Annotated in this window: 23 protein-coding genes; 14 read left to right on the forward strand and 9 right to left on the reverse strand. The window is 75.5% G+C overall.

The window, feature by feature from the left end:
- Positions 1–129: 129 nt before the first annotated feature.
- Positions 130–762: a TetR/AcrR family transcriptional regulator gene (locus tag ACIOFR_RS38730; RefSeq protein ID WP_401004995.1), complete on the reverse strand. Its 633-nt coding sequence runs from the start codon at positions 760–762 to the stop codon at positions 130–132.
- Between the two features lie 68 nt (positions 763–830).
- Here ACIOFR_RS38730 and ACIOFR_RS38735 point away from each other — a divergent pair, with 68 nt between their 5' ends.
- Positions 831–2,429: an FAD-binding oxidoreductase gene (locus tag ACIOFR_RS38735; protein ID WP_401004996.1), complete on the forward strand. Its 1,599-nt coding sequence runs from the start codon at positions 831–833 to the stop codon at positions 2,427–2,429.
- Between the two features lie 36 nt (positions 2,430–2,465).
- Here the strand turns inward: ACIOFR_RS38735 and ACIOFR_RS38740 are convergent, their stop codons facing one another.
- The 3 genes from ACIOFR_RS38740 to ACIOFR_RS38750 form a co-directional block, all read right to left on the reverse strand.
- The gene (locus ACIOFR_RS38740) at positions 2,466–4,019 is read right to left on the reverse strand and encodes an amidohydrolase family protein (protein WP_401004998.1); all 1,554 of its coding nucleotides are present in this window, start codon (positions 4,017–4,019) and stop codon (positions 2,466–2,468) included.
- Positions 4,019–4,786: a hypothetical protein gene (locus ACIOFR_RS38745; RefSeq protein ID WP_401004999.1), complete on the reverse strand. Its 768-nt coding sequence runs from the start codon at positions 4,784–4,786 to the stop codon at positions 4,019–4,021. The genes ACIOFR_RS38740 and ACIOFR_RS38745 overlap by 1 nt, the downstream gene beginning before the upstream one ends.
- Before the next feature lie 138 nt (positions 4,787–4,924).
- Positions 4,925–5,899 (reverse strand): GlxA family transcriptional regulator, encoded by a 975-nt coding sequence (locus tag ACIOFR_RS38750; protein ID WP_401005001.1) that lies wholly within the window; start codon positions 5,897–5,899, stop codon positions 4,925–4,927.
- A gap of 101 nt (positions 5,900–6,000) precedes the next feature.
- Between ACIOFR_RS38750 and ACIOFR_RS38755 the strand changes: the two genes are divergently transcribed.
- The 3 genes from ACIOFR_RS38755 to ACIOFR_RS38765 all read left to right on the forward strand — a co-directional run bounded on the left by ACIOFR_RS38755 (position 6,001) and on the right by ACIOFR_RS38765 (position 8,156).
- A complete protein-coding gene (locus tag ACIOFR_RS38755; RefSeq protein WP_401005002.1) occupies positions 6,001–6,945 on the forward strand; it encodes an NADP-dependent oxidoreductase in 945 nt (314 codons plus the stop codon).
- Between the two features lie 273 nt (positions 6,946–7,218).
- Entirely contained in the window at positions 7,219–7,608 is a 390-nt protein-coding gene (locus tag ACIOFR_RS38760) for a TraR/DksA family transcriptional regulator (RefSeq protein WP_401005004.1), read from the forward strand.
- A gap of 83 nt (positions 7,609–7,691) precedes the next feature.
- Entirely contained in the window at positions 7,692–8,156 is a 465-nt protein-coding gene (locus ACIOFR_RS38765; RefSeq protein ID WP_401005005.1) for a hypothetical protein, read from the forward strand.
- 91 nt (positions 8,157–8,247) lie between these two features.
- Here ACIOFR_RS38765 and ACIOFR_RS38770 read toward each other — a convergent pair whose 3' ends face one another.
- Complete coding sequence (locus ACIOFR_RS38770; RefSeq protein WP_401005032.1) at positions 8,248–9,468, reverse strand: phosphodiester glycosidase family protein; 1,221 nt, start codon at positions 9,466–9,468, stop codon at positions 8,248–8,250.
- Between the two features lie 177 nt (positions 9,469–9,645).
- On the opposite strand from ACIOFR_RS38770, the gene ACIOFR_RS38775 reads away from it, so the two are divergent.
- Both ACIOFR_RS38775 and ACIOFR_RS38780 read left to right on the forward strand, forming a co-directional pair.
- Positions 9,646–10,668: a YihY/virulence factor BrkB family protein gene (locus ACIOFR_RS38775; RefSeq protein WP_401005007.1), complete on the forward strand. Its 1,023-nt coding sequence runs from the start codon at positions 9,646–9,648 to the stop codon at positions 10,666–10,668.
- Positions 10,669–10,788: 120 nt separating this feature from the next.
- A complete protein-coding gene (locus ACIOFR_RS38780) occupies positions 10,789–12,597 on the forward strand; it encodes a thiamine pyrophosphate-requiring protein (RefSeq protein ID WP_401005009.1) in 1,809 nt (602 codons plus the stop codon).
- A gap of 21 nt (positions 12,598–12,618) precedes the next feature.
- On the opposite strand, the gene ACIOFR_RS38785 is transcribed toward ACIOFR_RS38780, so the two are convergent.
- Together ACIOFR_RS38785 and ACIOFR_RS38790 are read right to left on the reverse strand one after the other, a co-directional pair.
- Positions 12,619–12,966 (reverse strand): DUF6296 family protein, encoded by a 348-nt coding sequence (locus ACIOFR_RS38785; RefSeq protein ID WP_401005011.1) that lies wholly within the window; start codon positions 12,964–12,966, stop codon positions 12,619–12,621.
- A gap of 146 nt (positions 12,967–13,112) precedes the next feature.
- Complete coding sequence (locus ACIOFR_RS38790; protein WP_401005013.1) at positions 13,113–13,634, reverse strand: DUF6328 family protein; 522 nt, start codon at positions 13,632–13,634, stop codon at positions 13,113–13,115.
- Positions 13,635–13,937: 303 nt separating this feature from the next.
- Here ACIOFR_RS38790 and ACIOFR_RS38795 point away from each other — a divergent pair, with 303 nt between their 5' ends.
- The 3 genes from ACIOFR_RS38795 to ACIOFR_RS38805 all read left to right on the forward strand — a co-directional run bounded on the left by ACIOFR_RS38795 (position 13,938) and on the right by ACIOFR_RS38805 (position 15,581).
- Positions 13,938–14,381 (forward strand): ATP-binding protein, encoded by a 444-nt coding sequence (locus ACIOFR_RS38795; protein WP_401005015.1) that lies wholly within the window; start codon positions 13,938–13,940, stop codon positions 14,379–14,381.
- Between the two features lie 299 nt (positions 14,382–14,680).
- The gene (locus ACIOFR_RS38800; protein ID WP_401005017.1) at positions 14,681–15,109 is read left to right on the forward strand and encodes a hypothetical protein; all 429 of its coding nucleotides are present in this window, start codon (positions 14,681–14,683) and stop codon (positions 15,107–15,109) included.
- A gap of 58 nt (positions 15,110–15,167) precedes the next feature.
- Positions 15,168–15,581: a DoxX family membrane protein gene (locus tag ACIOFR_RS38805; protein ID WP_401005034.1), complete on the forward strand. Its 414-nt coding sequence runs from the start codon at positions 15,168–15,170 to the stop codon at positions 15,579–15,581.
- 131 nt (positions 15,582–15,712) lie between these two features.
- On the opposite strand, the gene ACIOFR_RS38810 is transcribed toward ACIOFR_RS38805, so the two are convergent.
- Both ACIOFR_RS38810 and ACIOFR_RS38815 read right to left on the reverse strand, forming a co-directional pair.
- Positions 15,713–16,810, reverse strand: a complete 1,098-nt coding sequence (locus ACIOFR_RS38810) for a hypothetical protein (protein WP_401005019.1) — start codon at positions 16,808–16,810, stop codon at positions 15,713–15,715.
- Positions 16,811–16,975: 165 nt separating this feature from the next.
- Positions 16,976–18,118: a Ku protein gene (locus tag ACIOFR_RS38815; RefSeq protein ID WP_401005020.1), complete on the reverse strand. Its 1,143-nt coding sequence runs from the start codon at positions 18,116–18,118 to the stop codon at positions 16,976–16,978.
- Positions 18,119–18,540: 422 nt separating this feature from the next.
- Between ACIOFR_RS38815 and ACIOFR_RS38820 the strand changes: the two genes are divergently transcribed.
- From ACIOFR_RS38820 to ACIOFR_RS38840, 5 genes are all read left to right on the forward strand, one after another.
- Complete coding sequence (locus tag ACIOFR_RS38820) at positions 18,541–19,107, forward strand: GNAT family N-acetyltransferase (RefSeq protein WP_401005022.1); 567 nt, start codon at positions 18,541–18,543, stop codon at positions 19,105–19,107.
- Between the two features lie 78 nt (positions 19,108–19,185).
- Positions 19,186–21,462: a WD40 repeat domain-containing protein gene (locus ACIOFR_RS38825; RefSeq protein WP_401005024.1), complete on the forward strand. Its 2,277-nt coding sequence runs from the start codon at positions 19,186–19,188 to the stop codon at positions 21,460–21,462.
- 123 nt (positions 21,463–21,585) lie between these two features.
- On the forward strand, positions 21,586–22,140 hold the full coding sequence (locus tag ACIOFR_RS38830; RefSeq protein WP_401005026.1) for a hypothetical protein: 555 nt from the start codon (positions 21,586–21,588) through the stop codon (positions 22,138–22,140).
- Positions 22,141–22,441: 301 nt separating this feature from the next.
- Positions 22,442–24,832: a hypothetical protein gene (locus tag ACIOFR_RS38835; RefSeq protein ID WP_401005028.1), complete on the forward strand. Its 2,391-nt coding sequence runs from the start codon at positions 22,442–22,444 to the stop codon at positions 24,830–24,832.
- A 117-nt stretch (positions 24,833–24,949) separates the two neighbouring features.
- Positions 24,950–26,029 (forward strand): WXG100 family type VII secretion target, encoded by a 1,080-nt coding sequence (locus ACIOFR_RS38840; RefSeq protein ID WP_401005030.1) that lies wholly within the window; start codon positions 24,950–24,952, stop codon positions 26,027–26,029.
- Positions 26,030–26,176: the final 147 nt, after the last annotated feature.

Raw genomic sequence — 26,176 nt, forward strand, 5'->3', positions numbered from 1 at the left:
ACCTGGCACCTCACCCCCGCCAGCGCATAACCAGAAGGGGCCGCCCGGCCCGCAGCCAGACAGCCCCTCAGCAAGATCTTCACGAGCCTTCTAGGCCCTGTCCGGCACGATCGACCGGACGCGCAGGCCCTAGGCGCGCCCGAAGACCGTGCCGGCGACCGCGAAGAGGCGGACGCAGCGTTGGGCCATGGCGTCGGGGGACTGGTCGGGGTGGCGGATCCACCAGTGCACCAGGGCGGTGACCAGGCCGCGCCAGGCGTAGCTGAGGGCGTCCGCGTCGAGGGGGTCGGCGGGGCCGGGCGGGGCGGCGGCGCGCAGGACGTCGGCGGAGCCGCTCGCCGCGAGGCGGTCGATGGCCGAGCGGTACTCCCCGGCGGCGCGGGCGGCCTCGCCGTCGGGGGGCAGGGAGGTGTCATAGAGCACGAACCAGCCCTCCCGGGCGCCGTCCAGGGCGGTGAAGACGGCGCGCAGCACGGCGAGCGGGGCGTCCGGCGCGCCGGCGCCGTCCGGCATGGCCGCGCGCATCGCGCCCAGCAGCCGCTCCCCGACGGGGGCGAGGCAGGCGAGGTAGAGGTCCTGCTTGGCGCCGAAGTACTGGTGCAGCAGCGTCTTGGTGACGCCGACCCGCTCGGCGATGGCGGCGAGTGAGGCGCCCTCGTAGCCGCGGCGGCCGAACTCGGTGGTGGCGGCGGCGAGGATCTGCTGTTCACGGTGGGCCCGCGGGACGCCCTTGGTGCCCGCTCTGCTCCGGGTGGTGGTCACGGGACGAGATCTTACCCTAAGGTAATTTACCCCTAGGTAAGTTCAGCTTCCCCGAGGAGCCGCACACCATGACCGATCCCGCGAACCCGCTGCCCCGCGCCCGCTCGTGGTGGGGCTGGGGCTGGGCCGACGCACAGCTCGGCGACGCCGAGTGCACCGCGCTCGGCGCCCTGCTTCCCGGCACCCTGCCGCGCCCGCTCCCCGTGCCCCGGGTCGCCGACCTCGGGGTCGCGGCCCCGGCCGTCCGGATACCGCGGACGCTGGCGCACCTGCTCACCGCCGACCCGGACGCGCGCGCCTCGCACGCCATGGGCAAGGCCTACCGCGACGTGATGCGGGCCCTGCGGGGGCGGCCCGGCCGGTTGCCCGACCTGGTGGCCCGCCCCGCCCGCGAGCAGGACGTGGCCGACCTCCTCGACTGGGCCGGGCGCGAGGGCGCCGCCGTGGTCCCGTACGGCGGCGGGACGTCGGTGACCGGCGGCGTGGAGTACCGGGGCGACGCGCACCGCACGGTGCTCTCCCTCGACCTGGGAGCGATGGACCGGGTGCTGGAGGTCGACCCGGAGAGCCGCGCCGCCCGGATCCAGGCCGGTGTGCTCGGCCCGGCCCTGGAGGACCGGCTGCGCCCGCACGGCCTGACCCTGCGTCACTTCCCGCAGAGCTTCGAGTTCTCCAGCCTCGGCGGTTGGCTCGCCACCCGGGCCGGCGGTCACTACGCCACCGGGCCCACCCACATCGACGACTTCACCGAGTCGCTGCGGGTGGTCGCCCCGGCGGGCACCGGCGAGTCGTGGCGGCTGCCGGGCTCCGGCGCCGGTCCCTCGCCCGACCGGTTCTTCCTCGGCTCCGAGGGCGCGCTGGGGGTGATCACCGAAGCCTGGATGCGGCTCCAGGACCGTCCCCGGTACCGGGCCTCCGCCGCCCTGGCCTACCGGGACCTCGGCCGGGCGCTGAACGCGGTACGGACCGTCGCGCAGTCCGACCTCGCCCCGGCCAACTGCCGGCTGCTGGACGCGGGTGAGGCCGCGCTGTCCGGCGCCTCCAAGGACGGCTCGGCGGTGCTCGTGCTCGGCTTCGAGTCGGCCTTCGCCCCGGTCGACGACCGCCTCGCCCGGGCCGTCGCCCTCGCGCGTGACCACGGCGGACTCGGCGGCGAACCGGCCCCCGGGCGCGGCGAGCCGGCCGGCGGGGCCGTCGACGCCTGGCGCGCGGCCTTCCTGCGGATGCCGTACGTGCGCGACGGCCTGGCCCGGATGGGCGCGGTGGCGGAGACCTTCGAGACCGCGACCACCTGGGACCGGCTGCCCGCCCTGATCGAGGCCGTCCGGGCCGAGGTGGGCGCCGCCGCGCACCGGGCCACCGGTCACCCGGCGCTCGTCAACTGCCGCCTCACCCATGTCTATCCGGACGGTGCCGCACCGTACTTCACCGTTCTCGCGGCGGGCCGCCCGGGCTCGGAGGTCGCCGTCTGGGACGACCTCAAGGCCGTCGCGACCGAGGTGCTGCACCGCCACCGGGCCACCATCACCCACCACCACGCCGTCGGCCGCGACCACCGCCCCGGCTACGACCGCCAGCGTCCCGAACCCTTCGCGCTCGCGCTGCGGGCGGCCAAGCGAGCCCTCGATCCGCAGGGCCTGCTCAACCCGGGCGTACTGGTCGACTGAGCCCCCCGGCCGCCGCGCGGGCGTGCCGCCGGGACCTCAGGCGTAGTAGGCGGCGAGGTGCTGGAGCTGGGGCACACCGCTGCGGGCCACGGCGGCGAAGTACGCCGCGTCGTGGGTCAGCGCGTCCGGGCGCGGCACGACCAGACCCGGCGGGGGCGCGTCGGCCCCGGCGAACGCGTCGGAGCTGCCCTCCGGCATGTCGCCCAGCAGGACGAGCGGCGCCTCGCGGTCGTCGAGCGTCCCGCTCCAGGCGGTGAGGGCGGCCTGCGAGTCGCGCCAGGCGGCGGCCGGGTCCGCGTGGACCGTTTCGAGCGCACCCAGGACCCCGGGCCAGTCCAGCCGGGCGTCGGTCCGGTCCGGCCGGCGCACCACCACGCGCCGCGGCCGGCCGGCCGTCGTGATCGGGTCGGCGTCCGTCGCGCCGGCCGCGGCCATCAGCGCGGCCGTCCCGTAGAACGGGCGGCCGCGCACCAGGACCAGGCCGATGTGCCGCTCGGTGGCGCCGATCAGGTTGCGGTACGGGTCCGCGGCCGGATCGTGGCGTTCGAGCACCAGCAGGTCCGCGGCACTGCCGTCCTGCAGCCGCCCGACCTGCGGCCCCCAGGCGGTCGCCAGTGCGTCGCCCGGGTTGGCGGTGACCATGTCGCACAGGTCGCGGTCGCCGAAGTGCCCGTCGAACTCATGGCGGTTGACGGCGTCGGCGACCTTGAGCTCGCCCAGCACGTGCTTGGTGCCGGACGGCGACCAGTCGGAGCCGAGCGCGATCCGCAGGCCCGCCCGGTCGGCCTCGGCCACGTCCGTCGTGCCGTGGTACAGCCAGTAGTTGGAGAACGGCGACCACACCACGGTCGCCCGCTCCGCGTCGTCGATCCCCGCCACCGCGTCGTGCCAGTGCCGGAAGTCCGCGCCGTCCAGCGCCGTTCCGTGCACGCCGATCAGGCCCGGCTTCAGACACGGTTCGAGCTCCTCGAACTCGCGGTGCACGATCGTCCCGGGCCTGCCCTCCGCGACGTGGTAGATCAGTACGCGGGTGCCGTCGAGCCGTGGCGCCCGGTCCTCGCGCAGCACCTCGGCGTCCAGCTGGAGGGCGGCCGTCATCACCATGTCGGTACCGGCCGGAAGCTTCTCGTTGTCGATGATCCGCAGCAGCCAGCCGTCCACCGGGCGGGTCGAGCGGGGCGCGCCCTGGATCGAGGTGGTCCCCCCGATCAGCGCCTTCACCTCGGCGTACTTGATCAGCGCCTCGGGCGCGGCCCGCCCGAGCACCTTGGCGGGCCAGGTCACCGACGTGGCGTAGGCGGGCGGGTCCGTCTCGCCGACCCAGCGGTCGTGGTGCAGGTACGGGACGCCGACCGCCTCCCAGAGCGGCAGCGTGTTGTAGGCGATGTGGTTGTGCAGGTCGACCAGGCCCGGGAGGATCAGCGCCCCGGTGTCGATCCTCGGCGCCCCGGAGAACCCCGCGGGCGGCGCCTGGTCCACCGTGAGCACCCCGGCCAGGCGACCGTCGTCGCCGACGTACACGGCCCCCGGGTCGAGGATCCGGTGCTCGGCGTCGAAGGTGACGACCGTGCCGCGCAGCACGACCGCCATCAGCCCGGCGCCTTCCAGACCAGGGTGTGGCCGTCGTCGGGCGAGGGTCGGCCGACCGAGTTCTGCGCCCCGCCGGGCGTGGCGCGCACCCAGGCGTCGTCGCCCAGGAACGCGGGTGCGCCGAACGGCAGGTCGCGGCGGGGGACGGCGCCGTAGTCCGACTCCGTGAAGACGTCTCCGTAGCCGGGCCCGGTGTTGTCACCGTCCGTGTCCGGCGAGACGACCGTACGCAGCCGGGTGACCGCGGCCCGCCAGCCGTCCAGCAGCGCCGCGGTGTCGTGGCTGGACGGATGGGGCACCTCGACCAGCTCCACCGCGGGCCGCCCGGTCCACAGCCGCACCGCCTCCTGCGCCATGAAGCCCATCGCCACCACGGCCTGGAGCTGCCCACCGGTCGCCAGGTCGAACACGGCGTTGCGCCACTTCGCCTGCGCGGGCTCGGCCAGCCGTTCCTTCATCGCGAGGGCCTGGCTCGGGTGCACCGCGTACGCCCACCCGTTCAGGCAGACGTAGGAGCGGGTCAGACCGAGCTTGGCCAGGAAGCCCTGCACGCGCTGCCCGGCGTTGCCGACCAGGCTGCGCCCGGCGATCCGCTCGGTCGGCCCCGGGTCCGAGGCCACGACCAGCACCCGGGCCGACCCGTCGAGCCTGCCGCGGTAGAACACCGGGCCCCAGTCGAACCAGAACGCCGACCGGACCGGTGGGTCGGGCACCTGCGCGAACAGGCCGGCGAGCTGCTCCGGCGGTCCGGGATCGAATTCCGTCATGACCTGCCGCCTCCTCGGTGATCAGGCTGGCGCAGGGGAGCGGCCCGCCCCGCCTTCATCGTCCCGCCGGACCGCGGCGCGCGCAAACGGGTGATGACGCTCCGTGACCGAGGTGGACCGAGGTGGACCGGGCAGGGCCTACGAGGCGGCCGGCTCCTGCGCCCGGAAGGTGCGCCGGTACGCCAGGGGCGGGACGCCGACCACGGCGTGGAAGTGCTGGCGGAGCGAGGTGCCGGTGCCGAAGCCGCACCGGTGCGCGATCGCGTCCACCGGCAGGTCGGTGGTCTCCAGCAGCGATCGCGCGAGGGCGACGCGCTGCTGGGCGAGCCACTGTTGGGGGCTCAGCCCGACCTCGTCGCGGAAGCGGCGGGTGAACGTGCGGACGCTGAGCGAGGCGTGCGCGGCCAGCTCCGCCAGCGGCAGCTGCCGCCCGAGGTGGTCCAGCGCCCAGGCGCGGGTCGGGCCGGTGGTGGCGACGGACGACTGCGGCACCGGGCGTTCGATGTACTGGGCCTGGCCGCCGTCCCGCCACGGGGGCACCACGCAGTGCCGGGCGACCCGGTTGGCCTCCTCGCTGCCCAGGTCCTGACGCAGGATGTGCAGGCACAGGTCGATCCCGGCCGCCGCGCCCGCAGAGGTGAGGACGTCGCCGTCGTCCACGAAGAGCACCTTCGGATCGAGTCGCACCCGCGGGAAGAGCGTGCGGAACGACTCCGTGAACGCCCAGTGGGTGGTGGCCGGGCGCCCGTCGAGCAGTCCGGCGGCGGCCAGCACGTACGTGGCCGCGCAGATGGTGACCAGTCGCGTCCCCGGCCTGACCAGGGCCAGCGCCTCGGCGACGGGCCCCGGCAGGGTGCCGTCCCGGTAGACCTGGTGCGGCGGCGAGAACGGCGGGACGATCACCGTGTCGGCCGTCGCCAGCACCCCGGCCGCGTGGTCGACGGTCACCCCGAACCCGCCGTTGGTGCGCACCGGGCCGCCGTCGACGGTGCAGACCACCACCTCGTACGCCGGCTCCCCGCCGGGGGTGCGGGCGATCGCGAAGACCCGGGCCGGGATGCCCAGCTCGAACGGATAGACCTGGTCGAGGGCGAGAACGACGATGCGGTGCATGGCCCGATTCTTTCACATCATGGCCATCGGGCCACTGGTGCGCCGTCGCCGCCTGCCGGAGGGTGGACACCGGAACGAAGAACCACCCCGGAAGGACTCCCATGAGCACGACCATGCGCGCCGTCACCCAGCACACCCTCGGCGGCCCCGAGGTGCTTCGCCTCGCCGAGATCGAGCGCCCCGAGCCCGGCGTCGGCGAGATCCTGGTCCGCACCCACGCCGCCGGCGTCAACCCGATCGACTGGAAGACCCGCGAGCACGGTGCGTTCCTCGGCACGCCCCCGTTCGTGCTCGGCTGGGACGTCTCGGGCGTCGTGGAGGCCGTCGGCCTCGGCGTACGGCTGTTCCAGCCCGGCGACGAGGTGTACGGGATGCCGCTCTTCCCCGCCCCGGCCGGCGCCTACGCCGAGTACGTCGCCGCCCCCGCCCGGCACTTCGCCCGCAAGCCCGCCGAGCTGAGCCACGCCGAGGCCGCCGCGCTGCCGCTCGCCGGCCTCACCGCCCGGCAGGCCCTGGTGGACGTCGGCCGGGTGCGGGCCGGCCAGCGGGTCCTGATCCACGCGGCGGCCGGCGGCGTCGGCCACCTCGCCGTCCAGATCGCCGCGTCGCTCGGGGCGCACGTGATCGCCACCGCCCGCACGGCCCACCACGACACCCTGCGCACCCTCGGCGCCGACGAACTGCTCGACTACACCGCGGTCGACGTCAACACCGTCGTCCGCGACGTCGACTTCGTGCTCGACAGCCTCGGCGGCGCCAACACCGCCGCGGGCCTCGCCACCCTCAGGGACGGCGGCACGCTCGTCTCGCTGCCCTCCCCGGAGGAGGACGCCGTCATTCCGCAAGCCGCCGAGCGGGGCATCAGGGCCGGCTTCATGCTCGTCCAGCCGGACCGCACCGGGCTGCTGGCGATCAACGACCTGGTCCGGACCGGGCGGCTGCGCCCGCTGATGGGCCCCTCCTTCCCGCTGGAGCGGGCCGCGGACGCCCACCGCACCGCAGAGAAGGGCGGCACCTCCGGGAAGATCGTCCTCACCGTCGCCTGACACCTGCCCGGCCGCGCCCCCGCCCGGCCTCGCCGTCCGCCCGGGATCAGCCCGGGCCGGGCACAGGTGGGGGGTGGTCCGGGGCGTGCACGCTGCACCGGGTGCCCCGGGCCGGGCGACCCCCGCCGGTCCTGCACCGGCCGAGGCCGGCTCCGGACAGTGCCGCGTCCACCTGCTCGAAGGCCACGGCCCCTCGGGCTCCGCCGGCCGTTCCGGCGCCCGCCGGCCGCGCTGAGCGGAATGGCGGGCCGGCCCCCGGCGTTCTTGCCGACGATGGAGGACTCGCACCGCGAGGACGGTGTCCCCGCAGCGGAGCACGCGGCGGTCGCACGGCGGCTGGCGGCCGAGCGTGCCCTCGCGGACGCCCGGATCACCGGCCTGGAACGGGACTTCGCGCAGATCGTCGAGGCCAACGCGGACGTCGCGGTCGACGACGAGCACGACCCGGAGGGCTCCAGCACCGCCTTCGAACGCTCGCACGTCGCCGCGCTGCTGGCCCAGGCCCGGGAACTCCGCGCAGAACTCGACCACGCCGCACAGCGGCTGGAGGACGGCGTGTACGGGCGCTGCGAGGAGTGCGGCGAGCCGATCGCCCCGGACCGGCTCGACGTGCGCACGGCGGCGCGGACCTGCCTGCGCTGCGCCTCCACCCGCCACGGCTGACCCGGCGCCCACACCTGATCCGGCTCGCGCTCCCGTTCGTCACCCGCACCGGGTGGCGGCCGGGCGCGTGCTTTGATGGTCCGGTGGGGGAAACAACAACCGCCGCGGTGGCCGTGCTCGGCACACTGCTCGGCGCAGGTCTGACGTCGTTCCTGCAGTTCCGGCTGGCCGGCCGGGCCGAACGCAGCGGCCGGGACGGCTACATCAGGGCCCAGCGGGTCGAGGCCTACAGCGGATTCGCGGCCGCGATGGCCGAGCTGTCGCGGGTCCAGCTGAACCGCTGGCACACCCAGCGACGGCGGCCGGACCAGGACGCGGAGCCCGTACGGGCGCTGGTCTTCGAAGCCCGGTCGGCGGCCCGCCAGGCGCTGTTCCGGGTGATCCTGGTGACCGGGAGCAGCCGGGTGCGGGACGCGGCGCGCGCCGCGTTCGACTCGCACTGGCCGCTGGGGGAGGCCGGGGACGAGGCCGACTCCGCCCGGCTGAGCGCGGTGTGCCGGCAGGCCGTCGAGGCGTTCCTGGAGGAGGCCGCGACGGAGATCGCCTGACCGGCCCCGTCCGGCGGGCGGCTCGACCTCGGTCCCGATCCGGCCGACGTCCGCGGCGCAGGGCCCGCCGTCGATCTGCGCGGCGGCCGGCTCAGCGGGCGAACACCGCGATGCCGTTGGGAACCTCGCGTTCCGTGTCGTGGTCCAGGTGGTTGCGGACGGTGACGCGGCCGCTGCCGGGGTCCCGGGTGGCCAGGGTGGCGGACGCCCCGCCGTCCAGGTAGGACGCCTCCTCGCAGTCCAGCGAGCGCAGCACTTCGGCGAGTTCGCTCAGGGTCAGCCCGGTCGAGTCGCCCTCGCGGCCGTCGGTGGACAGCAGCCGCAGGACGTGCCCCCCGTCGGCGAGTCCGACCGCCGAGCGCGGCAGGGCCGCCGCCGTGTCCAGGCCGGGCAGCGGCCGGCCGCCGCGCAGCAGCGGATAGGCGCCCAGCGCGAAGGTGAACGGCACCGGTCCGTCGGAGGTGAGCCGGTAGTCCACCTCGACCGCGGTGCCGACGCCCAGCCGGCGCAGGGCTTCGGCGCCGCCCTCCCGGCCGAGCAGCACCAGGGTGCCCGCGGGCAGGGCCCCGCTCCCCGGCCGGTCCGCGACGGACACCACTCGGCCCGCCCGGACCGTCAGTTCGTGGCTGTCGCCGGTGCAGGGTGCGGCCCGGACCAGGTCGGTGCCGCAGACGGCGCGGGCCCGCGAGGGCGGCCCCCACTGCGGGGTGAACACGCCGATCGAGCCCACCGGCAGGGCGTACTGGTCGAGGCCGCCCAGCGGCAGGCTGCCCCCACGGGTCCGCAGCCGGCCGCGCAGGGTGAGCTGGCCGGTGCGCGCGACACCGTCCACCCCGACGCCGACCACGTCCCGGCTGGTGTCGCCCGGCGGCGGGGCCCAGCCGAAACGCTGCCCCTGCGGCACCGCCGCCTTGAGCGCCCGCCCGGCCAGCACCGCGGGCCCCGAGGCGGCGCCGGTCGCCTCGACACCCGGGTGCTGCCGCTCGTCGATGTCGAAGAAGTCCCCGTTGATCCCGGCCACGGCGCCCTGCTCCTCGACCATCCGGGACACCGCCCGCCGGGCCGCCACCGCCCCGGGGTACAGCAGCCCGGCCCGGACCCCGCGGCGCAGGTCGACCGTCAGCACGTGCACCCGGGTGCTCCCGTGCGGACCCGGGACCGAGAACGCCCGGTACTCCACGCCGGGCGCGATCCGCTCGGCGGCGCCCGGCCGGCCCGCGCCGCCGTCCACGGCCGCGACCGCGGACAGCGGCGGCGAGACGGCGGTCAGCCACCCGAGCAGCAGCGCGCCGGCACCGCGGCGGGTCAGCATCGTCACACCGTTCACCCTGCCGTCCGTGCGGCCGGTCACCGCCGCGCAGCGCCGGGCGCGGCGCCCGCGTCGCCCGGTGGGCGGCAGAACGGCCGCCGTCCGCGGTCCGCCGTCCGCTCCGGCTTCCGGACACCCCGGTCCGTGCATCACCGCGCGTGTCGTGGACAGACGCACGGCATGACATCCCACTTCAGCCGCGAAGACCCCGCCGGGGACCACGACCGTACAGACCGCCCCGGCCCGAGCGCCCGGGTCGAGGCGGCGGCGCCGGACGAGCCCGGTGAGCTGACCCGGCGCTCCTGGTGGGCGGTGGTGCGCCGGACCGGCAAGGAGTTCCTCGACGACGAACTGCCCGACCGGGCGGCGGCCCTGACCTACTACGGCGTCCTGGCGATCTTCCCCGCGCTGCTCGTCCTGGTGTCGGTGCTCGGCGTCGTCGGGCAGTCCGCCACCACGTCCGTCCTGGACAACCTCCAGGACCTCGCCCCCGGCCCCGCCCGGGACATCCTGCGCAACGCCGTGAACCAGCTCCGCAACAGCGGCGCCACCAGCACGGTCGCGATGGTCGTCGGGCTGGCGGCCGCGCTGTGGGCGGCCTCCGGGTACGTGGCGGCGTTCATCCGCTCGGCCAACGCGGTGTACGACATCCGCGAGGGCCGTCCGGTGTGGAAGACCACGCCGCTGCGCCTCGGGCTGACGCTGCTGCTGATGGCGATGCTGGCGGCGAGCGCCGTGATCGTGGTGTTCACCGGTCCGCTGGCCGACCGGGGCGGGCGGGCGCTGGGCATCGGGAGCACCGCGCTGACGGTGTGGTCGTTCGTCAAGTGGCCCGTCCTGGTGCTGCTGGTGGTGCTGATGATCGCTTTGCTGTACTGGGCCGCGCCCAACGTGCGCGACCGCGGGTTCCGCTGGATATCGCCCGGCAGCGTGCTCGCGGTCGCGCTCTGGCTGGCGGCCTCGGCCGGCTTCGCCCTGTACGTCGCGAACTTCGCCTCGTACAACAAGACCTACGGCACCCTGGCCGGTGTGGTGGTCTTCCTCGTCTGGTTGTGGATCTCCAACCTCGCCGTCCTGCTCGGCCTGGAGTTCGACGCCGAGCTCTCCCGCGAACGCGCCGTCGAGGGCGGCCTGCCGAGCGACGAGGAGCCGTACGTCCGGCCCCGCGACACCAGCACCTGGCCGGAGGACGAACGGCCCTGAGCGCCGCACCGCCGCCCTGTTTCGGACCGCCCCGACGGGTGAGACGCCCCGCCGAGGGACTTCCCGCTCTCCCGCCGGCGAGACACCCGGCGCACCGAACTGCGAACGGAGCACACGCAGATGAAGGTCTCGGACCACATCCTCCAGCGCCTGCGGGAATGGGAGGTGGAGCACGTCTTCGCCTACCCCGGCGACGGCATCAACGGGCTGCTGGCGGCCTGGGGACGGGCCGACGACAAGCCGCAGTTCGTCCAGGCCCGGCACGAGGAGATGGCCGCGTTCGAGGCCGTCGGGTACGCGAAGTTCTCCGGCCGCACGGGCGTGTGCGCCGCCACCTCGGGGCCCGGCGCGATCCACCTGCTGAACGGCCTGTACGACGCCAAGCTCGACCACGTCCCGGTCGTCGCGATCGTGGGCCAGACCGACCGCAGCGCGATGGGCGGCTCGTTCCAGCAGGAGGTGGACCTCCTCTCGCTCCACAAGGACGTCGCCTCCGCGTTCTGCGAGATGGTCACCGTGCCGGAGCAACTGCCGAACGTCCTCGACCGGGCGATGCGGATCGCCGCCACCAGCCGCACGGTGACGGCGGTGATCGTCCCGGCCGACGTGCAGGAGCTGGACCACCAACCGCCCGCCCACGCCTTCAGGACGGTCCCCTCCAGCCTCGGCGTCGCCCGCTACGCCGCGGTCCCCGCGGACGACGACCTCGCCCGGTGCGCGGAGATCCTCAACGCGGGGGAGCGGGTCGCGGTGCTGGTCGGCCAGGGCGCCCGCGGCGCCCGCGCCGAGGTCGAGCAGCTCGCCGAACTCCTCGGCGCGGGCGTGGCCAAGGCCCTGCTCGGCAAGGACGTGCTGCCCGACACCCTCCCGTACGTGACCGGCTCGATCGGGCTGCTGGGCACCCGGCCGTCCTACGAGATGATGCGCGACTGCGACACCCTGCTCGTCGTCGGCTCCAGCTTCCCGTACACGCAGTTCCTCCCCGAGTTCGGCAAGGCCCGGGCCGTGCAGATCGACGCCGACCCGTCGATGGTGGGGCTGCGCTACCCGTTCGAGGTCAACCTGGTCGGCGACGCCGCCGAGTCGCTGGCCCGGCTGCTGCCGCTGCTGAAGCGCAAGGAGGACCGGTCCTGGCGGGAGACGGTCGAGGACAACACCGCCCGCTGGTGGGAGGTGATGCAGCGGCGCGCCGCCGTCGCCGCCGACCCGATCAACCCCGAGCACGTGGTGCACGCCCTGGACGGCCTGCTGCCCGACAACGCGATCCTCGCCGCCGACTCCGGCTCCGCCGCCAACTGGTACGCCCGGCACCTGCGGATGCGCGGCACGATGCGCGGCTCCCTGTCGGGCACCCTGGCCACCATGGGACCGGGCGTCCCGTACGTGATCGGGGCGAAGTTCGCCCACCCCGACCGGCCGGCCATCGCGATCGTCGGCGACGGCGCGATGCAGATGAACGGCCTGGCCGAACTGATCACCGCCGCCGAGTACTACCGGCAGTGGTCCGACCCGCGCCTGGTCGTGGCCGTGCTGAACAACCAGGACCTCAACCAGGTCACCTGGGAGATGCGCGCCATGCAGGGCGCCCCCCGGTTCGAGCCCTCCCAGCACCTCCCGGACGTGCGGTACGCGGACTTCGCCGTCCAGCTCGGCCTGTACGGCGCACGGGTGGAGGACCCGGCCGAGGTCGAACAGGTCTGGCGCCAGGCCCTCGCGGCCGACCGGCCGTTCGTCATCGACTTCCGCACCGACCCGGCCGTCCCGCCGATCCCGCCGCACGCCACCCTCGACCAGGTCACCGCCGCCGCCTCGGCGGTCGTGCACGGCGACAGCGACCGGGGCGCCATGGTGAAGCAGGGATTCAAGGCGAAGATCCAGGAGTTCCTGCCCGGCAGCGGCAGCGGCGGGGCCGGAAGCGGCGGCGAGTGAGCCGGGGTGGCGTCACGGCGGCTACCCGTGGCCCGGAGCCCGACCCGCGCCCGCCCGGCCTGATACCGGATCGGCGGCGGGGCCGGCCGGCCGGGGGAGCCGGGCGAGGAGGCGCTGCCGCGGAGCCGTCGGCAGCGGCTGGGCGTGGACGGGGGTGTCCGGCACCGGCAGTGTGCCGCCGGTCAGGAGGTGGGCGGCGCCCGAGTCGGTGATCTCCACCCGGACGGTGCCGCCGACGTCGGTGTACAGGCGGTGGCCGCCCGGGCCCAGGGCGCCGCGGTGCTCGACGACGACGCACTCCTGCGTGCCGTGGCAGCCCTGCGGGCCGGGGAACGTGATCAGCCAGCGTGACGAGGCCTTCGCGGTCATGATTCTCACCGAGCCTTGCGCCCGGGGGCGGCCGCGTCACCGGGAACCGCCCGCCGGGCAGGAGATCTGCTGCACCGGGCCACCGACGACGGCCCCGCGCCCCCGCTTCTGCCGGGCTCCTGCCCGCTGGCGGGGGAAAGAACCGCTCAGCGTGGCATTCGGTCGCGCCGGCGTCCCGCGATACGGTGCAGCACCATCTGCGGCAGCACCAGCCAGGTCACGGTGAACCACAGCAGGACGCAGCCGCTGAGCACCCAGGAGAGGGCCGGGTCGCCCGTCGCCGTCCGAAGGAGCAGCAGCAGGGCGGCCGACATGGTCAGGGCCAGCGTGACCAGGCCGAGCGCGATGAGCCTGCCGGCGACGTGGATGAGTTCGGGCTTCATGCCGTGGCCGGCGAGGAACCGGTGGAAGGCGACCGGGGCGACCAGCGATCCGGTGGCGATCGCGCCGAGGACGACGGTGACGACGTACAGGTTCCGGTCGAAGTCGGGCAGGGCCGCGAAGCGCGGGGTGAAGGCGACGCCGATCAGGAAGCCGAACAGGATCTGCGCGCCGGTCTGGGTGACCCGGACCTCCTGGAGCATCTCGCCCCACAGCCGGTCCGCGCGTTCCTGGGGCGTCTCGTCCCGTCCGGTCGCCGCGGCGCTCCCGGGCTCGTCGCGCGTCACGTTCTGCCTCCTGGCTGGTGTGGGCCGTCGCCGCCCGGACGGCCGGCCCGGACGGTCTTCACCCGCTGCTCGGGCGGCCGGGCACGCCGCCGGAGCCACCCTGAGGGGCGTCGTCCACGGCTCCTCCTCTTCCCTTCCTGCGGATCGCCCGGCGTCTGCCCGGCCGGGCAGAGGGCGAAACGGATGCGCGAGTCGACGCATCGTCCGCCGGGGCCGGGTAGACGTCCCCCCACGAGCAGTGCCACCGTCCGCCGACGGTCGACCTCCCCACCACGCGTTGTCCCGTCGTCGAAGGTCCCCACCATGACGCTCCCCGGGCTCGACCCCCGTTGGCACCCGGTGCAGCTCCGTGTCGCCGTTCCGCCCCGGCCCGACGCGCTGGCCACCGCCCGTCACCTCACCCGGGCGTTCCTCGCGCTCCGGACCTCGGCGGACGGCCCGCCCGCGCCGGAGGCGGTCGTCGAGGACGCGCTGCTGCTGGTCACCGAGCTCGTCAGCAACGCGTTGCGGCACGCTCCCGGGCTGTGCCGGCTGCGGCTGTCCCTCTACCCGTACCGCTTGATCGTGGAGGTGGAGGACTCCAGCCCCGTCCTGCCGAAGCTGCGGCCCGCCGACCTGACCGGCCGCGGAGGCGGTGTCGGGCTGAACGCGGTGCACCGCCTTGCGGCGCACGTGCGCACCGTGCCGCTCACCGGGGCCGGCAAACGCGTGGAGGCCGAGCTCGACTGGCTGGGCTCGATCGGCTGACGCGGCACTGAACCGGCTGCCCGGGGTGAGTGCCCCGGTGCCCGCCGCCGTACCCGGCGCACGCCCGGTGCCCGCCCGGCTGATCGGGAGTGGGCCCGCCCTGGGGCCGCTGCGGCGTCTGCCCGGCTCCCGGCCGTCGATGCGTCCCGACCGGCTGGTGGCCGTTCGCCTGTTCGTTTGTCGCCGGCCTTTCCGGACAGACGCCGACGTGCCGCTGCGAGTCACGGCGGAGCCGTCCATCAGGTCCCGGGCCGCGCGCCCGGGACCATCGGTCCGTTCGGGGGGAGCCGGGAGGCACCATGCGCGAGTACGTGTTCGAACTGCCGCTGAGTGAGGACCAGGCAGACCTGTACGCCTGGGCGGAGCGGACCGGGTGGCTGGTGGACCGGATCCCGCACGGGCCGGGAGCGGCGGAGCGGCTGGTGCTGACCCGGCCGGGGTCGTCGGTGGAGGTGCTCTTCTCGCACGACGGGGCGTTCCGCTTCGCCCGGGCGGCCGGCCCCGGCAGCCCCGGGGTCGAGCTGGACCTGCCCGCCACCCTGGACGTGCTGGAACGGTCGGGGGCCCAGGGAGCCGCTCCGACCGGCCCGACCGGGACACCCGGTCCGCAGCCCACCGGGACGACGCCTACGGTGACGGAGCCGGCGGGAGCCCCGCCACGCCTGGGGCGGCCGGCCGCTGATCGTGATCGGGTTCCTCGGCGTCCCCGTCCGGCCGGTGACGGTTGACCGCCCGGGGATCGGAAAGACGCGGGGCATGTCCCTCATCAGAGCGTGTGCACGACCCATGCTGGCGTCGATGTTCCTCTACGGAGGCGCCGACGCCCTCCTGAACCCCGGCCGTCTGGAGCCCGCCGCCGAAGCGGTGGTCGACTCGCTGTCGGAGCACGTCCCAGGGGTTCCGCAGCGGCCCGGGACGGCGATCCGGCTGAACGCCGCCACGCAGATCGTGGCCGGTGCCCTGTTGGCCTCGGGCCGCCTCGCTCGGCCCGCCGCGCTCGCGCTGGCCGTGAGCCTCATCCCGGTGACGCTGGCCGGCCATCGGTTCTGGGAGATCAAGGACGACCGGGAACGCGCCCAGCAGCGCATCCACTTCCTGAAGAACCTGTCGATGTGCGGCGGGCTGCTGATCGCGGCCGCCGACTCCGGCGCCGGCCCGTCCCTCGCCTGGCGCGCCCGGCACCGCCGGTGGACCGCCTGATCCCCGCCGCCCCGACCTCGTGTGCCAACTCCCGCTTCTCGGTCTCCCGTTCGGCCCTCGGTCGGTGACCGGGGCCCGTCCCCCGCGGCCGGTGAACTCCGGCGCGGGGGACGGGCCCCGGGGGAACCGCGTCAGGCGGCCGGCGTGAACGGCCCGCTGTCGGCGGGCCGTCTGCGGCGGCGGGCCGCGGCGTGGGTGAGGGTCAGGGCGATCAGTGCCGCCTCGCAGACGAGCGCGGCGGGCCCGAGGTGGGTCTGCCACTGGGTGATGTCGCCGGTGACCTCGGTGAGGGAGGTGCCACCGCCGAGCAGGTACCCGGTGATGGCGGACCCGCCGACGGCGGCCCCGGCGATCCAGACCCACGGTGCGTCGCGCAGGACGAGCAGGAGGGCGAGCAGCAGGCACAGGGCGGAGACCGCGGTGAACACGGCGTCGGCGACCGGGTTCTGGCCCCACAGCGGGAGCATGAGCGGGAGGTGCAGGGCGGCGTTGGCGACGAGCGCGACGGCGGCGGGCCACCGCAGCGGCGAGCGCGCGCGACGCCCCCGCACCCGGACCCTCGCCCGCGGTGCGGCCGCAGGCCTCTGCTGGGGACCGTCCGCATCCGCCGCCCGCCCGCTGATGGTCTCCCCGGTGCCGGGGGCGGTGCCGGGGCCGAGCACGTGGGCGGCGGCGGCCGTGCCCCGGGCGTCGGCGGTGTCGAGGGCGGCGAGCGCTTCGGACGTTTCGGACGTGTCGGGAGCCGCCTGAAGGAGTTCGGCGAGCTGCGCGACGTCGGCGACCGGCCGTAGCGCCGCCGCCGCGCACAGCGCCGCCCGGATGCCGCTGTCGGGTACGGGTGCCAACCGGGCGGTCAGCCGGGCGACGTCGTCCGCGGGCCTGGTGAGGACGGCGGTGCGCAGGATCTCGTCCGCGCCGAAGGGGTCCCGTGGGCGCAGCAGGGCGAGCAGCCGGACCAGGTCCTCGATCGGCCGCGCCGCGGCCGCCCGGCGCAGGGCCGGGGCGCGGTCGGGGTCGAGCCGGTGCAGCAGGTCGGCGACCTCCTCGACCGGACGGCACGCCGCCGAGTCCATCACCGCTGCGGCCAGGTCCTCGCCGGCCGGGTCCGCGCCCGGCGGGATCACAGGAAGCGGGTTCGCGCGCAGGGCGTCTGCCGGAAGGTCGAGAACGGGGGCGGGTATCAGGCCCGACCCGACGGGAGAGGCGGGAAGGAACGGGGGGCGAACCATCGGGGTCTCCTGGATCGATGAGCAACGGGTCGACGCGACACCGGGCGGCCGCCGCCGGGAAAGCGGGGCGCATGCGAACGGATCGGTCAGGCACCAGCCTGTGGCCCGGCGTGCCGGGCGCCACCCGGACGCGGTCATTAGGGGGACCCGCCGGGCCGGCCGCGCTCAGGAGGCGGTGCGCAGCCGGCGGCCGGCCTTGCGGACGGCCGCCTGGAGTTCGTCGCGGGTCATGGTGGAGCGGTGCGCGATGTCGTACTCGGTGGCGCGCCGGTACAGCTCGGCCTTGGTGAGGGCGGAGAGGTCCTCCTGAGCGGTGGCGGGCCCCTTCCCGGCGGTCCGCTTCTTGGTGGAGGGGCCCGGCTTCCGGGCGGTGGCGGAGGTGCTCTTCGTCCCGCCCGCGGCCTTCGGGGTGCGGGCGGACTTCGGGCCGGTGCCGCCGCCTTCGGAGTCTGGTCCCGCGGATCCGCTCGCCGCGGCCCGGCCCCGGCCGCCCGCACCACCGCTCCCGGCCTCCCCGGCGCCGCCGCGGGCGCTCTCCAGGCTGCGCCGGAGCACGTCCATCAGGTCCACGACGTTGGTGGCCTCGGCCTGCGGGCCCTGGGAGACGGCGATCTCGCGGCCGGCGGCCTTGTCCTCGATCAGCTTGCGGACCTGTTCCTCGAAGGTGTCGTGGTAGTCCTCCGGGTTCCAGTCGACCGCGAGCATGTCGATCAGCTGTTCGGCGGTGCCGAGCTCCTGGCCGCTGTAGGTCGCCTCGCCGGCGGGGAGGTTGTCGATCTCGCGGCGGGGATCGCGGACCTCGTCGGCGAAGTGCATGGTGTGCAGCTCCAGGAGGCCGTTCTCGGCGCGGACCGCGGTGAGGTACTCCTTGCCGCGCATCGCGAACATCGCCAGTCCGGCCCGGTTGCTCCGCTCCAGCGCCTCGGTGAGCAGGCCGTAGATCTTGGTGTACTCCTTGCCCTTCGGTCCCAGGTAGTACGTCTTGTCGAAGAAGATCGGATCCACCTCGGAGAGGTCGACGAACCCGGACACGTCGATGGTGCGCGAGCGCCCGGGCGAGATCTGCTCCAGCTCGTCCGGCTCGACGATCACGTACTCGCCCGAGGAGACCTCGAAGCCCTTGACGATGTCCGCGAACTCCACCTCCTCGCCGGTGCGCTCGTTGACCCGCTTGTTGCGCACCCGGTCCGAGGTCCCGCGCTCCAGCTGGTGGAAGCGGACGGTGTGACTGTCGGTCGCCGTGTACAGCGACACGGGAACGGTCACCAGTCCGAACGAGAGCACCCCGGTCCACACCGGCCTGGCCATCACGGCCTCCTTCCGCACCGGTGACCCCGCCCGTCGCGGGGCCGGGCGATCCCGGTCCGCGCCTCCGGAGCGGAGGAGCGTGCGAACGGGGGCCCGCCACCCAGCCTGCACCACATCGGGACGGCCCGGCGCCACCTGCTGCGCCGCACGGGCCACGCACGGGCCGGAGCCCCGCCCGCGCCCCGCCCGATTGTTACCGGTGAGTAAAAGCCTGCCGCCGCGGCCGGTCGGCGGTTCAGACCACTGGGTGGCCGCACCCCCTCGACGGGCGCCCCGGAGGCCGCGGGCGGTTCGTGTCCGACCGTGTCCGCGAGGGCGCCGGCCGGGCCTGTGGAGGTGGTCCGACCCCGCCGGGCGGCGGGTTGATCTTCGCGCGTAGAGGTGATCTGATGGGCCGCCCGGCGCGTCGAAGGGGGCTGACCATGCGCCCGCTGAACTCGCTGCCGACACCGACCCTGGTGGACGGTCAGGTGACGATCCGTCGCCCGGAGGCCGGCGACGCCGCCACCGTCCTGGCCGGCACCCGCGACCCCCTGGTGCGGGAGTTCATGCAGGGAGTGATCCCCCATCAGGACCTCGCCTCGGCCGAACGCTGGATCGCCACCGTCCCGCCCCTGCTCTGGGCCCAGGGACGGGCCGCCTACTTCTCGGTGGCGCTCGGCGACGGCGCCGCGGTCGGCTGGGCCGAACTCGTCGACCTGCGCCCCGCCGAGGGCGCTGCCGAGGCCGCCGTCTGGCTGCTACCCGCGGCGCGTAGTCTCAAGGTGGCGAGCGCGGCCCTCCGGCTGCTCTGTCGGTTCGGCTTCGAGCAGTTGGAACTGGGCCGGATTGACGCGTACGCTGCCGCCGAGAACATGCCGGTTCAGGTGGTTGGTGCGTATATCGGATTCCGTCGAGCGGGATACCGGTCGGAACTGTTCCGCAGCTCCCGGACCCACAGACTGCACGACGCCGTATACGCCACCCTTACGCCCGAGGACCTTTGCTGACGCCGCATCAGGACCGTGCGCGGGGGGCGTTTCGCGGCGGAACGGAACCGACGGGGCACCCGTCGAGAGGAGAGCGACATGTCGGTGGAAGCCGGAACTCCGGAGACCGGGACAGAGCCTGACGCACCGGTCGGCCCTGGCCTGCTGCTCACCAGCGGCCACGAGGGACTCCCTTCGGGGTACGTCGAACTGGCCGTCGGCCCGGACGGCGCCGTCCGGGCCGGCCGCCGGACCGCCGACGCAGTGGTGATCCGCACCGGCCGCATCGACCCGGCCCTGGTCAAGCGGGTCCTGTCGGCGCTGCGCAAGGCCCGGCCCGGAGTCGCCGCCGACGACCCGGCCCTCACCACCCCCGCCACCGGCCGCCGGCTCGCCGCGCTCGGCCTGCTGCCGGCCGGCGACCAGGTCTGGGACGACACCACCGCCGCACCCCTGCCCGGGGTCGGCAACGCCCTGGAGGCGCTCGCCGCGCAGATCCTCGACCCGGCGGGCGCCGGCCGTCTGCCCAGCGCGCTGATCGCCCTCGACGAGCCCGACCCCGCGCCCGCCGAGCCCGCCGCCCGGCCCGCGGCCGCCATCGGCACCGTCGCCGGCCGCCCCGCCTACGCCCTCGCCGAACCCGGCCTCGGCTTCGGACTGGCCACCCTGGACGGCTCCGTCCCGCTCGGCGGCTCCGACTCCGACGCCGGCGTACTGCCCACCGCCGTCGCCCTCGGCACCGCCGGCGGCCGCGACCTGTTCGCCGTCGGCGGCGAGGACGGCGCCGTGCAGGTCTGGGACGCCGCCACCGGCGCCCTGCTGCACGGCACCGCCGGCGGCGAGGGCGCCCAGGCGGTCACCGCCGGACTCGTCCAGGGCGTACCGCTGGTCTTCTCGGCCGGCCGCGAGGGCGAGATCCAGGCCTGGCACGCCGAGGACGGCCGCGCGCTCGGCCTGCTGCCGGTCGCCGGCAACGGCGCCGCGGCACTCTGCCACGCCCGCTGCGCCGACCTCGACCTGGTGGCCGCCGCCGGCGACGACGCCGTGGTCCGGGTCTGGGACGCCGCCACCGGCGAACAGCTCCACCTGCTGGTCGGCCACACCGACCGGGTCACCGTCCTCGCCGTCCTCGCCCTCGGCAACCAGGCGGTGCTCGCCTCCGCCGGGCTCGACGGCTCGATCCGGCTCTGGGACCTCGCCACCGGCCAGCCCGTCGCGGAACTGACCGGCCACTCCGGCACCGTCACCGGACTCGCCTTCCTCACCCTCGACACCGACCCGCTGCTCGCCTCGTGCGCCCTCGACGGAACCGTCCGCACCTGGGACGTCTACACCGGCAAGGCGCTCAACGGCTGGCCCGCCGAACGCCGCTGGCTCACCGGACTGGCCGCCGTCAACCCGGCCGGCCGGCCCACCCTGGTCACCGGCGACGAGAGCGGCAACCTGACCTTCTGGGACCCGGCCACCGGCGCCGGCCTCGGCGACTGCGCCCCGGCCGAGACCGGATACCCCGTCAACGCCCTGGCCTCCGGCGAACTGGACGGCCGCCCCGTCCTGGCGGCCGGCTACGGCGACGGCTCGCTGCGCCTGTGGGACGCCACCCTGCGCACCGAACTGCGGGCCACCGTCCCGGACGGCGGCCCGGTCACCTCGGTGGCCCTGTGCCGCACCGACGACCGGCCGCTGATCGTGTGCGGCACCGCCACCGGAGCCGTCCACTGCCTGGACCCGCGGGACGGCGCGCCGCTGTCCGTCCCGACGCCGCACACCGGCGCGGTCCTCGGACTGGCCTTCGCCGACCCCGGCGAGGACGGCGACACCGTGCTCGTCTCCGCCGGCGCCGACGGCACCGTCCGGATCCGCGACGCCGCCACCGGCCGCCCGCTGCTGCGGCTCACCGCCGACCCGCGCGGCGTGACCGCCCTGGCCGTCGGCCCGGTCGCCGGACGGCGCACGGTCGCCACCGGTGGCGCGGACGGCGTGGTACGGCTCTGGGACGCCCAGGACGGCCGGCCCGGAGCCGAACTGACCGGGTTGGGGGGCCCGGTCGAGGCGCTCGCGTTCGGCACGCTCGACGAGCGGCAGGTGGTCGTCGGCGGCAGCACCGCCGGCACCGTCCTGCTGTGGGACGCCCAGGACGGCACCCGGGTCGCCGAACTCGCCGGCGGCGACGCCGCCGTCCGGAGCGTGGTCTTCCAGAACCTCGACGGCGAGGCCCTGCTGGCGACCGGCGACCAGCAGGCGGCACTACGCCTGTGGCACGTCTCCAGCGGCACGCTGCTCAACGAGGCCGGCATCGACCGCGTCCCGCTCGCCATCGCCTTCGGCGACACCGGACTGCACGTGGTGGGCCCCGGCGGCGCGACCACGCTCTGACGGGGGAGGCCGTCCCGCCCGGCGGCGGGAACGGCGTTTTGTGATCGTTCATCGGCCCGGTCCACCCTGGGACCGGGCCGGACGGGACCGGGCGCAAGCCTGGGGGGAAGGGGTTGACAGCACGTGAGCGGTAAGTCGTTCCAGATCAATCTCGACGAGGTCGAGGCCGCGGCCAAGGCGATCCGGACCATGCTCGACGACATGGAGGCGCCGACGGCCCGCCTGGACGCCGTCATCAAGCAGATCAAGGCCGCCGCGTACGGCACCGACGCGGTCGGCAAGTCGCTGACCGGCGGCGGCTCGGCCGTCGGCGGCCTGCCCGAGCACCAGCAGCAGGTGTTCGAGGGGGTGCGCAAGTACCTACAGACGTCGGCCCAGTTGGCGGCCAACCTGGAGCTGATGTGCAAGCAGCACCGGCAGACCGACGACGCACAGGCCGCCGAGCTGACCCGGCTCAACGGCGCCCGCGCGGAGAACGACGCCGTCCCGGCCTCGCGCCCCACCCCGGTCACCCCGCCCGTCCCGCAGAAGGACCCGGTCACCCTGACCACGTCCTCGCCGGACTCCGCGCCGAGCTACCACGACCCGGACCGGCCGGACCTGGAGTACAACGAGCGGGACTCCGACACCGAACGCGAACCGCACGCTCCGGCCGGTGGCCGAAACATGCTGATCTAGGCCCTGCCCGGTCCCGGCGGTCGCTGCGCCCGCCGGGCCGTCGCCCCGCCCTCCGCCGGTGGAGATTGGCGGCCCGGCCCGGTGGACACCATGTCCGTCGAGGGTGATGCACCGTCAGTAGTGCCACCCACGCCAGCAGTTCGTCCCACGCGCCACCGCACCGCCCACCGGAACACCCCGCCCCACTGCACCGCCCCGCCCCAACCGCACCGTGCCACCACACCGCACCACACGGCACCGTGCCACCACACCGCCCGCCCCAGGCCAGCCGGCCAGCCAGCCGAAAAGAGCGAACCCCGTCATGATCGAGCTCCCGCCCGACCTCGCCGAGGTGCTGAAGGTCGTCCAGAGCAACGAACACGGCTCCGGAATCCTCTTCCCCAACGCCAACGAAGAACTGCTGGCCGAACTGGCCGACGCCTGGGAGGCCTGGAACAAGGCCGCGGAACCGGCGGTGCGCACCATCGTCGCCAGCGCCAACCGGGCGATGGCCAACATGTCCGGCGCGGCGGCCGACAGCTTCGAGAGCTACCTGCGCAAGTACGCCGGCACCGACCAGTCGCACGCGGTCACCACCCTGGACGCCGGGATCGCCATGGCGCGCTCCCTGCGCGGCGCGCAGGAGGCCGTGACCCAGACCAAGACCGAGATGGTCCGGGAACTGCAGTACGCCAAGGACTACATGGAGCAGAACCCGGCGGGCAAGCACGACGACATCGCCCAGTCGGAGGGCATCAAGACCGCCGCGGACACCTACAACACCTACGTGGGCCAGGTCGGTTCCAGCGTCGACACGATGCTCCGGCAGAGCGCCGGCCACGTCGAGCGGATGACCAGCGCGGGCCAGGTCGCCTCCCTCGGCGGCTCCGGTGGCTCGGGTTCGGGCACCGGCCCCACCCGGCCCACCGCCCTCACCGGCCTCGACGCCACCACCCTCCAGCACCCCACCGGACTGGACTCGCTGACCGCGACCGACGGAGTGCCGCGCGGCCCCGGGGGCACCGCCATGCCCGGCGACGTCAGCGTGTCCGGCGGACCGGACGGCGGCACCGGGAGCGCGTACAAGCCGCAACTCTCGTCCCTCCAGCCCTTCCAGGCGCCCTCCCCGGTCGGCCGGACGGTGGCCGGCGCGGGCATGGGCACCGGCGGAACGGGCGGCTTCGGCGGCGGTGGTGCGGGCGGCTTCGGCGGTGGTGCGGGCGGTTTCGGCGGCGGCGGAGTGGGCGGCGGCGGGGGCGCGGGCATGCCGGTGTTCAAGCCGAGCACCTCGCCCGGCCTGGGCCTGTCCGGCCTGCCCGGCTACACCGGCGGCGCCGGCGCCGGCGGCAGCACCTACAGCCCCTCCGGGCTCACCCCGTGGTCCGGGACACCGGCCGGGGGCTCCATCTTCGACGGCGGCGGCAGCGGCCGTGGCGCGGCGGGCTCGCCCTTCGGCGGCGGCTCCCCGTTCGGCGGCCTCACCGGCATGGGCGGTGGCAGCCCCGTGGGCGGCGCGTCCCGGCCCGGCAGCGCCCGCTACCCCGGCACGCCCGGCGGAGGGACCGCGACGCGTCCCGGCGCCATCGGGGGTGCGGGTGGAGTCGGCGGGCGCGGGGTCGGCGGCGTCGGCGGTACGGGCTCGCGCGTCGGCGGGGGAGTCGGCGGCGTCGGCGGTACCGGCTCGCGCGTCGGCGGCGGCGGTGTCGGTGGCGCGGGCGGTGCCGGACGCGGGCTGTCGGGCGGTGCGCCGGGCGGCCTGGGGCGCGGCGGCTCGGTCTCCGGCGCCGGCGGCCGGATCGTCCCCGGAAAGTCCGGCCTCAGCACCGCGGCGGGCTCGGGCGACAGCGCCATGCGGTCCGGCTCGGGCTCCGGCCTCGGCGGCACCGGTCGCGGCGGATCCGCGAGTGGCGCGGCGGCCGGTGCCGGCGGCACCAGCCGCACCGCCGGAGCGGCCGGTATGGCCGGCGGCCACGGCCCCGGCGGCATGCCGGGCGGCGGCAGCCGCTCCGAGCGCAGCAGCGGCAACAGGTTCGTCCGGCCGAGCCGCTTCGGCGAGAACGGGCCGGAGGACGAGGAGGAGTCGGCGCTCTCCGACGCCGGAGTCGACGGCCAGGCAGGCCACTTCGAGCACAACGACCGCCGCTGGCGGCGGATGCGCCGCCAGTGGCTCGACGCCGCGCGCACCGACGACCCCAACGCGCCGCAGGCGGCCCAGGACGCCACGGCCGCCCAGCCGGCCGCGGACGAGAACGCACTCCTCAACCAGCTCGCCACCGCGCTGCTCGGCCCCGACGCGGCCGCCCCGGCCGAGGGCGGTGGCGACGCGACCACCGCGGCGGACCCGACCACGGCCACTGCTGCGACTGCGACTTCGACTTCGACTGCGACCACGGGTTCGGCTTCGGCGGAGGCGGGGACCGGTGCCGTACGGGCTTCCGACCCGAGCGGCGACCGCTCCACCACCGACGACGAGGCCTACCTCGACCGGGCTCGCTCCGCCGCCGCCCGTCGCGGTCGCCCCGACGAGGCCGCGCCCGCCACGGCCGCGGCGTCGGCGTCGGCCCCGGCATCGGCCGCCGACTCCCGGGCCGCGGCGGAGCCCGCCCGCCCCGCCCTCCGCGAGGAAGGCGGGTACCAGGTGCCCAGCCCGTTCATGCGGGCAGCGCTCGCCCGGCTCGCCACCGGCGGCGCGGCGACGGCCCCGGCCGGCTGATGAGCCGGCCCCAGGCCGATCCGTGGCGCGGCCGGTCGCGCCGCCCGTCATCGAAGACTCCCCGCCCCCGTCCCGGCCACCCCGCCGGGACCCCGAACACCCGGAACTGGAAGCGCCATGGATGAGCAGGCACAGACGGAGCCCCTCCACCCGACCATGCGCGACGCCGTGAGGGCCACCCGGCAGACGGTCGTCACGGAGCCCGTCCACGAGGCGCTGCACACACAGCGGATGGAGCCGGTGGAGGGGTACGAGGCGCTGCGGCCGATGGAGGGGGTGCACCCGGCGCAGGCGACGGCTCGTCTGGTGGAGACGGACGCGTTGCGGCCGATGGAGCAGGCGCACCTGACTCAGACCGAGGCGTTGCGGCCGACGCAGGCGCACCTGGCCCAGACCGAGGCGTTGCGGCCGATGGAGCAGGCGCACCTGACTCAGACCGAGGCGCTGCGGCCGACGCAGGCGCACCTGACCCGGACCGAGGCGTTGCGGCCGATGGAGTCGACGGCCCGTCTGGCGGAGGCGGACGCGTTGCGGCCGACGCAGGCGCACCTGGCCCAGGCCGAGGCGCTGCGCCCCATGGAACGGTCGTCCCGAACCGCTGCGGACGGCGTCGGGAGCGGCGAGCCCGGTCCGGTGCTCGCCACGACCCGGGCTGCCGCGGCGACGCCCCCCGACGGTGGGGAGGCGACGGCGAAGCGCCGCGCGTCGACCGCCGAGCAGGGGTCGCAGGGCTCCGGAGGATCGGCGGGCACCGGCTTCCGGGTCGACCCCGCCCAGTACCAGGCCGCGGTCAGCCCCGTGCTCGCGGCCGCCGACCAGCTCTCCCAACTGGTCACCGGCCTGACGGCCTTCCTCGACCACACGCAGTCCACGGCCCCCTGGGGCCACGACGAGTCCGGGAAGAAGTTCGCCGAGGGGGAGAAGGGCTACCTGAAGTACAGCACCGAGACCCTCAAGGGCCTCAAGGGCATGCCCGACGCCGTCCGGTACATCGCCGAGGGTCTGAAGGCGATGGCCCAGAACTACCAGTCCGCCGAGGACGGCACCACCGACGTCTTCCGGAGCGACGGCGGCGGCGAGGTGGCGGCCGCACCGCAGGTCGGCACCTACACCGGCGCGGTCAACCCGACGATGCCCACCGGTGCGCTTGGCAACATCGCCCAGGGCCGCCCGACCACGCACACCGGAAGGGCCTGATCCGATGGCCGTCGAACTGCCCGAGCCCCTCCAGTGGGTGCTCCTCCTCCTGGCCGGCACCCGTTGGCCGGAGGCCGACGAGGACATGCTGCGGGACATGGCGGAGCACTGGCGCAGTGGTGCGAAGACGGTGGAGGAGGCGGGTAG

The organism is Kitasatospora sp. NPDC088346, from assembly GCF_044740765.1.
In the GTDB taxonomy this organism is placed as follows: Bacteria; Actinomycetota; Actinomycetes; order Streptomycetales; family Streptomycetaceae; genus Kitasatospora.

What these genes read in the sequence shown, in the direction of transcription:
- ACIOFR_RS38735 (WP_401004996.1), top strand. Translation starts at nt 831, where the DNA reads ATGACCGATCCCGCGAACCCGCTGCCCCGCGCCCGCTCGTGGTGGGGC.
- ACIOFR_RS38740 (WP_401004998.1), bottom strand. Translation starts at nt 4,019, where the DNA reads ATGGCGGTCGTGCTGCGCGGCACGGTCGTCACCTTCGACGCCGAGCAC.
- ACIOFR_RS38745 (WP_401004999.1), bottom strand. Translation starts at nt 4,786, where the DNA reads ATGACGGAATTCGATCCCGGACCGCCGGAGCAGCTCGCCGGCCTGTTC.
- ACIOFR_RS38750 (WP_401005001.1), bottom strand. Translation starts at nt 5,899, where the DNA reads ATGCACCGCATCGTCGTTCTCGCCCTCGACCAGGTCTATCCGTTCGAG.
- ACIOFR_RS38755 (WP_401005002.1), top strand. Translation starts at nt 6,001, where the DNA reads ATGAGCACGACCATGCGCGCCGTCACCCAGCACACCCTCGGCGGCCCC.
- ACIOFR_RS38760 (WP_401005004.1), top strand. Translation starts at nt 7,219, where the DNA reads ATGGAGGACTCGCACCGCGAGGACGGTGTCCCCGCAGCGGAGCACGCG.
- ACIOFR_RS38770 (WP_401005032.1), bottom strand. Translation starts at nt 9,468, where the DNA reads ATGCTGACCCGCCGCGGTGCCGGCGCGCTGCTGCTCGGGTGGCTGACC.
- ACIOFR_RS38775 (WP_401005007.1), top strand. Translation starts at nt 9,646, where the DNA reads ATGACATCCCACTTCAGCCGCGAAGACCCCGCCGGGGACCACGACCGT.
- ACIOFR_RS38780 (WP_401005009.1), top strand. Translation starts at nt 10,789, where the DNA reads ATGAAGGTCTCGGACCACATCCTCCAGCGCCTGCGGGAATGGGAGGTG.
- ACIOFR_RS38785 (WP_401005011.1), bottom strand. Translation starts at nt 12,966, where the DNA reads ATGACCGCGAAGGCCTCGTCACGCTGGCTGATCACGTTCCCCGGCCCG.
- ACIOFR_RS38795 (WP_401005015.1), top strand. Translation starts at nt 13,938, where the DNA reads ATGACGCTCCCCGGGCTCGACCCCCGTTGGCACCCGGTGCAGCTCCGT.
- ACIOFR_RS38800 (WP_401005017.1), top strand. Translation starts at nt 14,681, where the DNA reads ATGCGCGAGTACGTGTTCGAACTGCCGCTGAGTGAGGACCAGGCAGAC.
- ACIOFR_RS38805 (WP_401005034.1), top strand. Translation starts at nt 15,168, where the DNA reads ATGCTGGCGTCGATGTTCCTCTACGGAGGCGCCGACGCCCTCCTGAAC.
- ACIOFR_RS38810 (WP_401005019.1), bottom strand. Translation starts at nt 16,810, where the DNA reads ATGGTTCGCCCCCCGTTCCTTCCCGCCTCTCCCGTCGGGTCGGGCCTG.
- ACIOFR_RS38815 (WP_401005020.1), bottom strand. Translation starts at nt 18,118, where the DNA reads ATGGCCAGGCCGGTGTGGACCGGGGTGCTCTCGTTCGGACTGGTGACC.
- ACIOFR_RS38820 (WP_401005022.1), top strand. Translation starts at nt 18,541, where the DNA reads ATGCGCCCGCTGAACTCGCTGCCGACACCGACCCTGGTGGACGGTCAG.
- ACIOFR_RS38825 (WP_401005024.1), top strand. Translation starts at nt 19,186, where the DNA reads ATGTCGGTGGAAGCCGGAACTCCGGAGACCGGGACAGAGCCTGACGCA.
- ACIOFR_RS38835 (WP_401005028.1), top strand. Translation starts at nt 22,442, where the DNA reads ATGATCGAGCTCCCGCCCGACCTCGCCGAGGTGCTGAAGGTCGTCCAG.
- ACIOFR_RS38840 (WP_401005030.1), top strand. Translation starts at nt 24,950, where the DNA reads ATGGATGAGCAGGCACAGACGGAGCCCCTCCACCCGACCATGCGCGAC.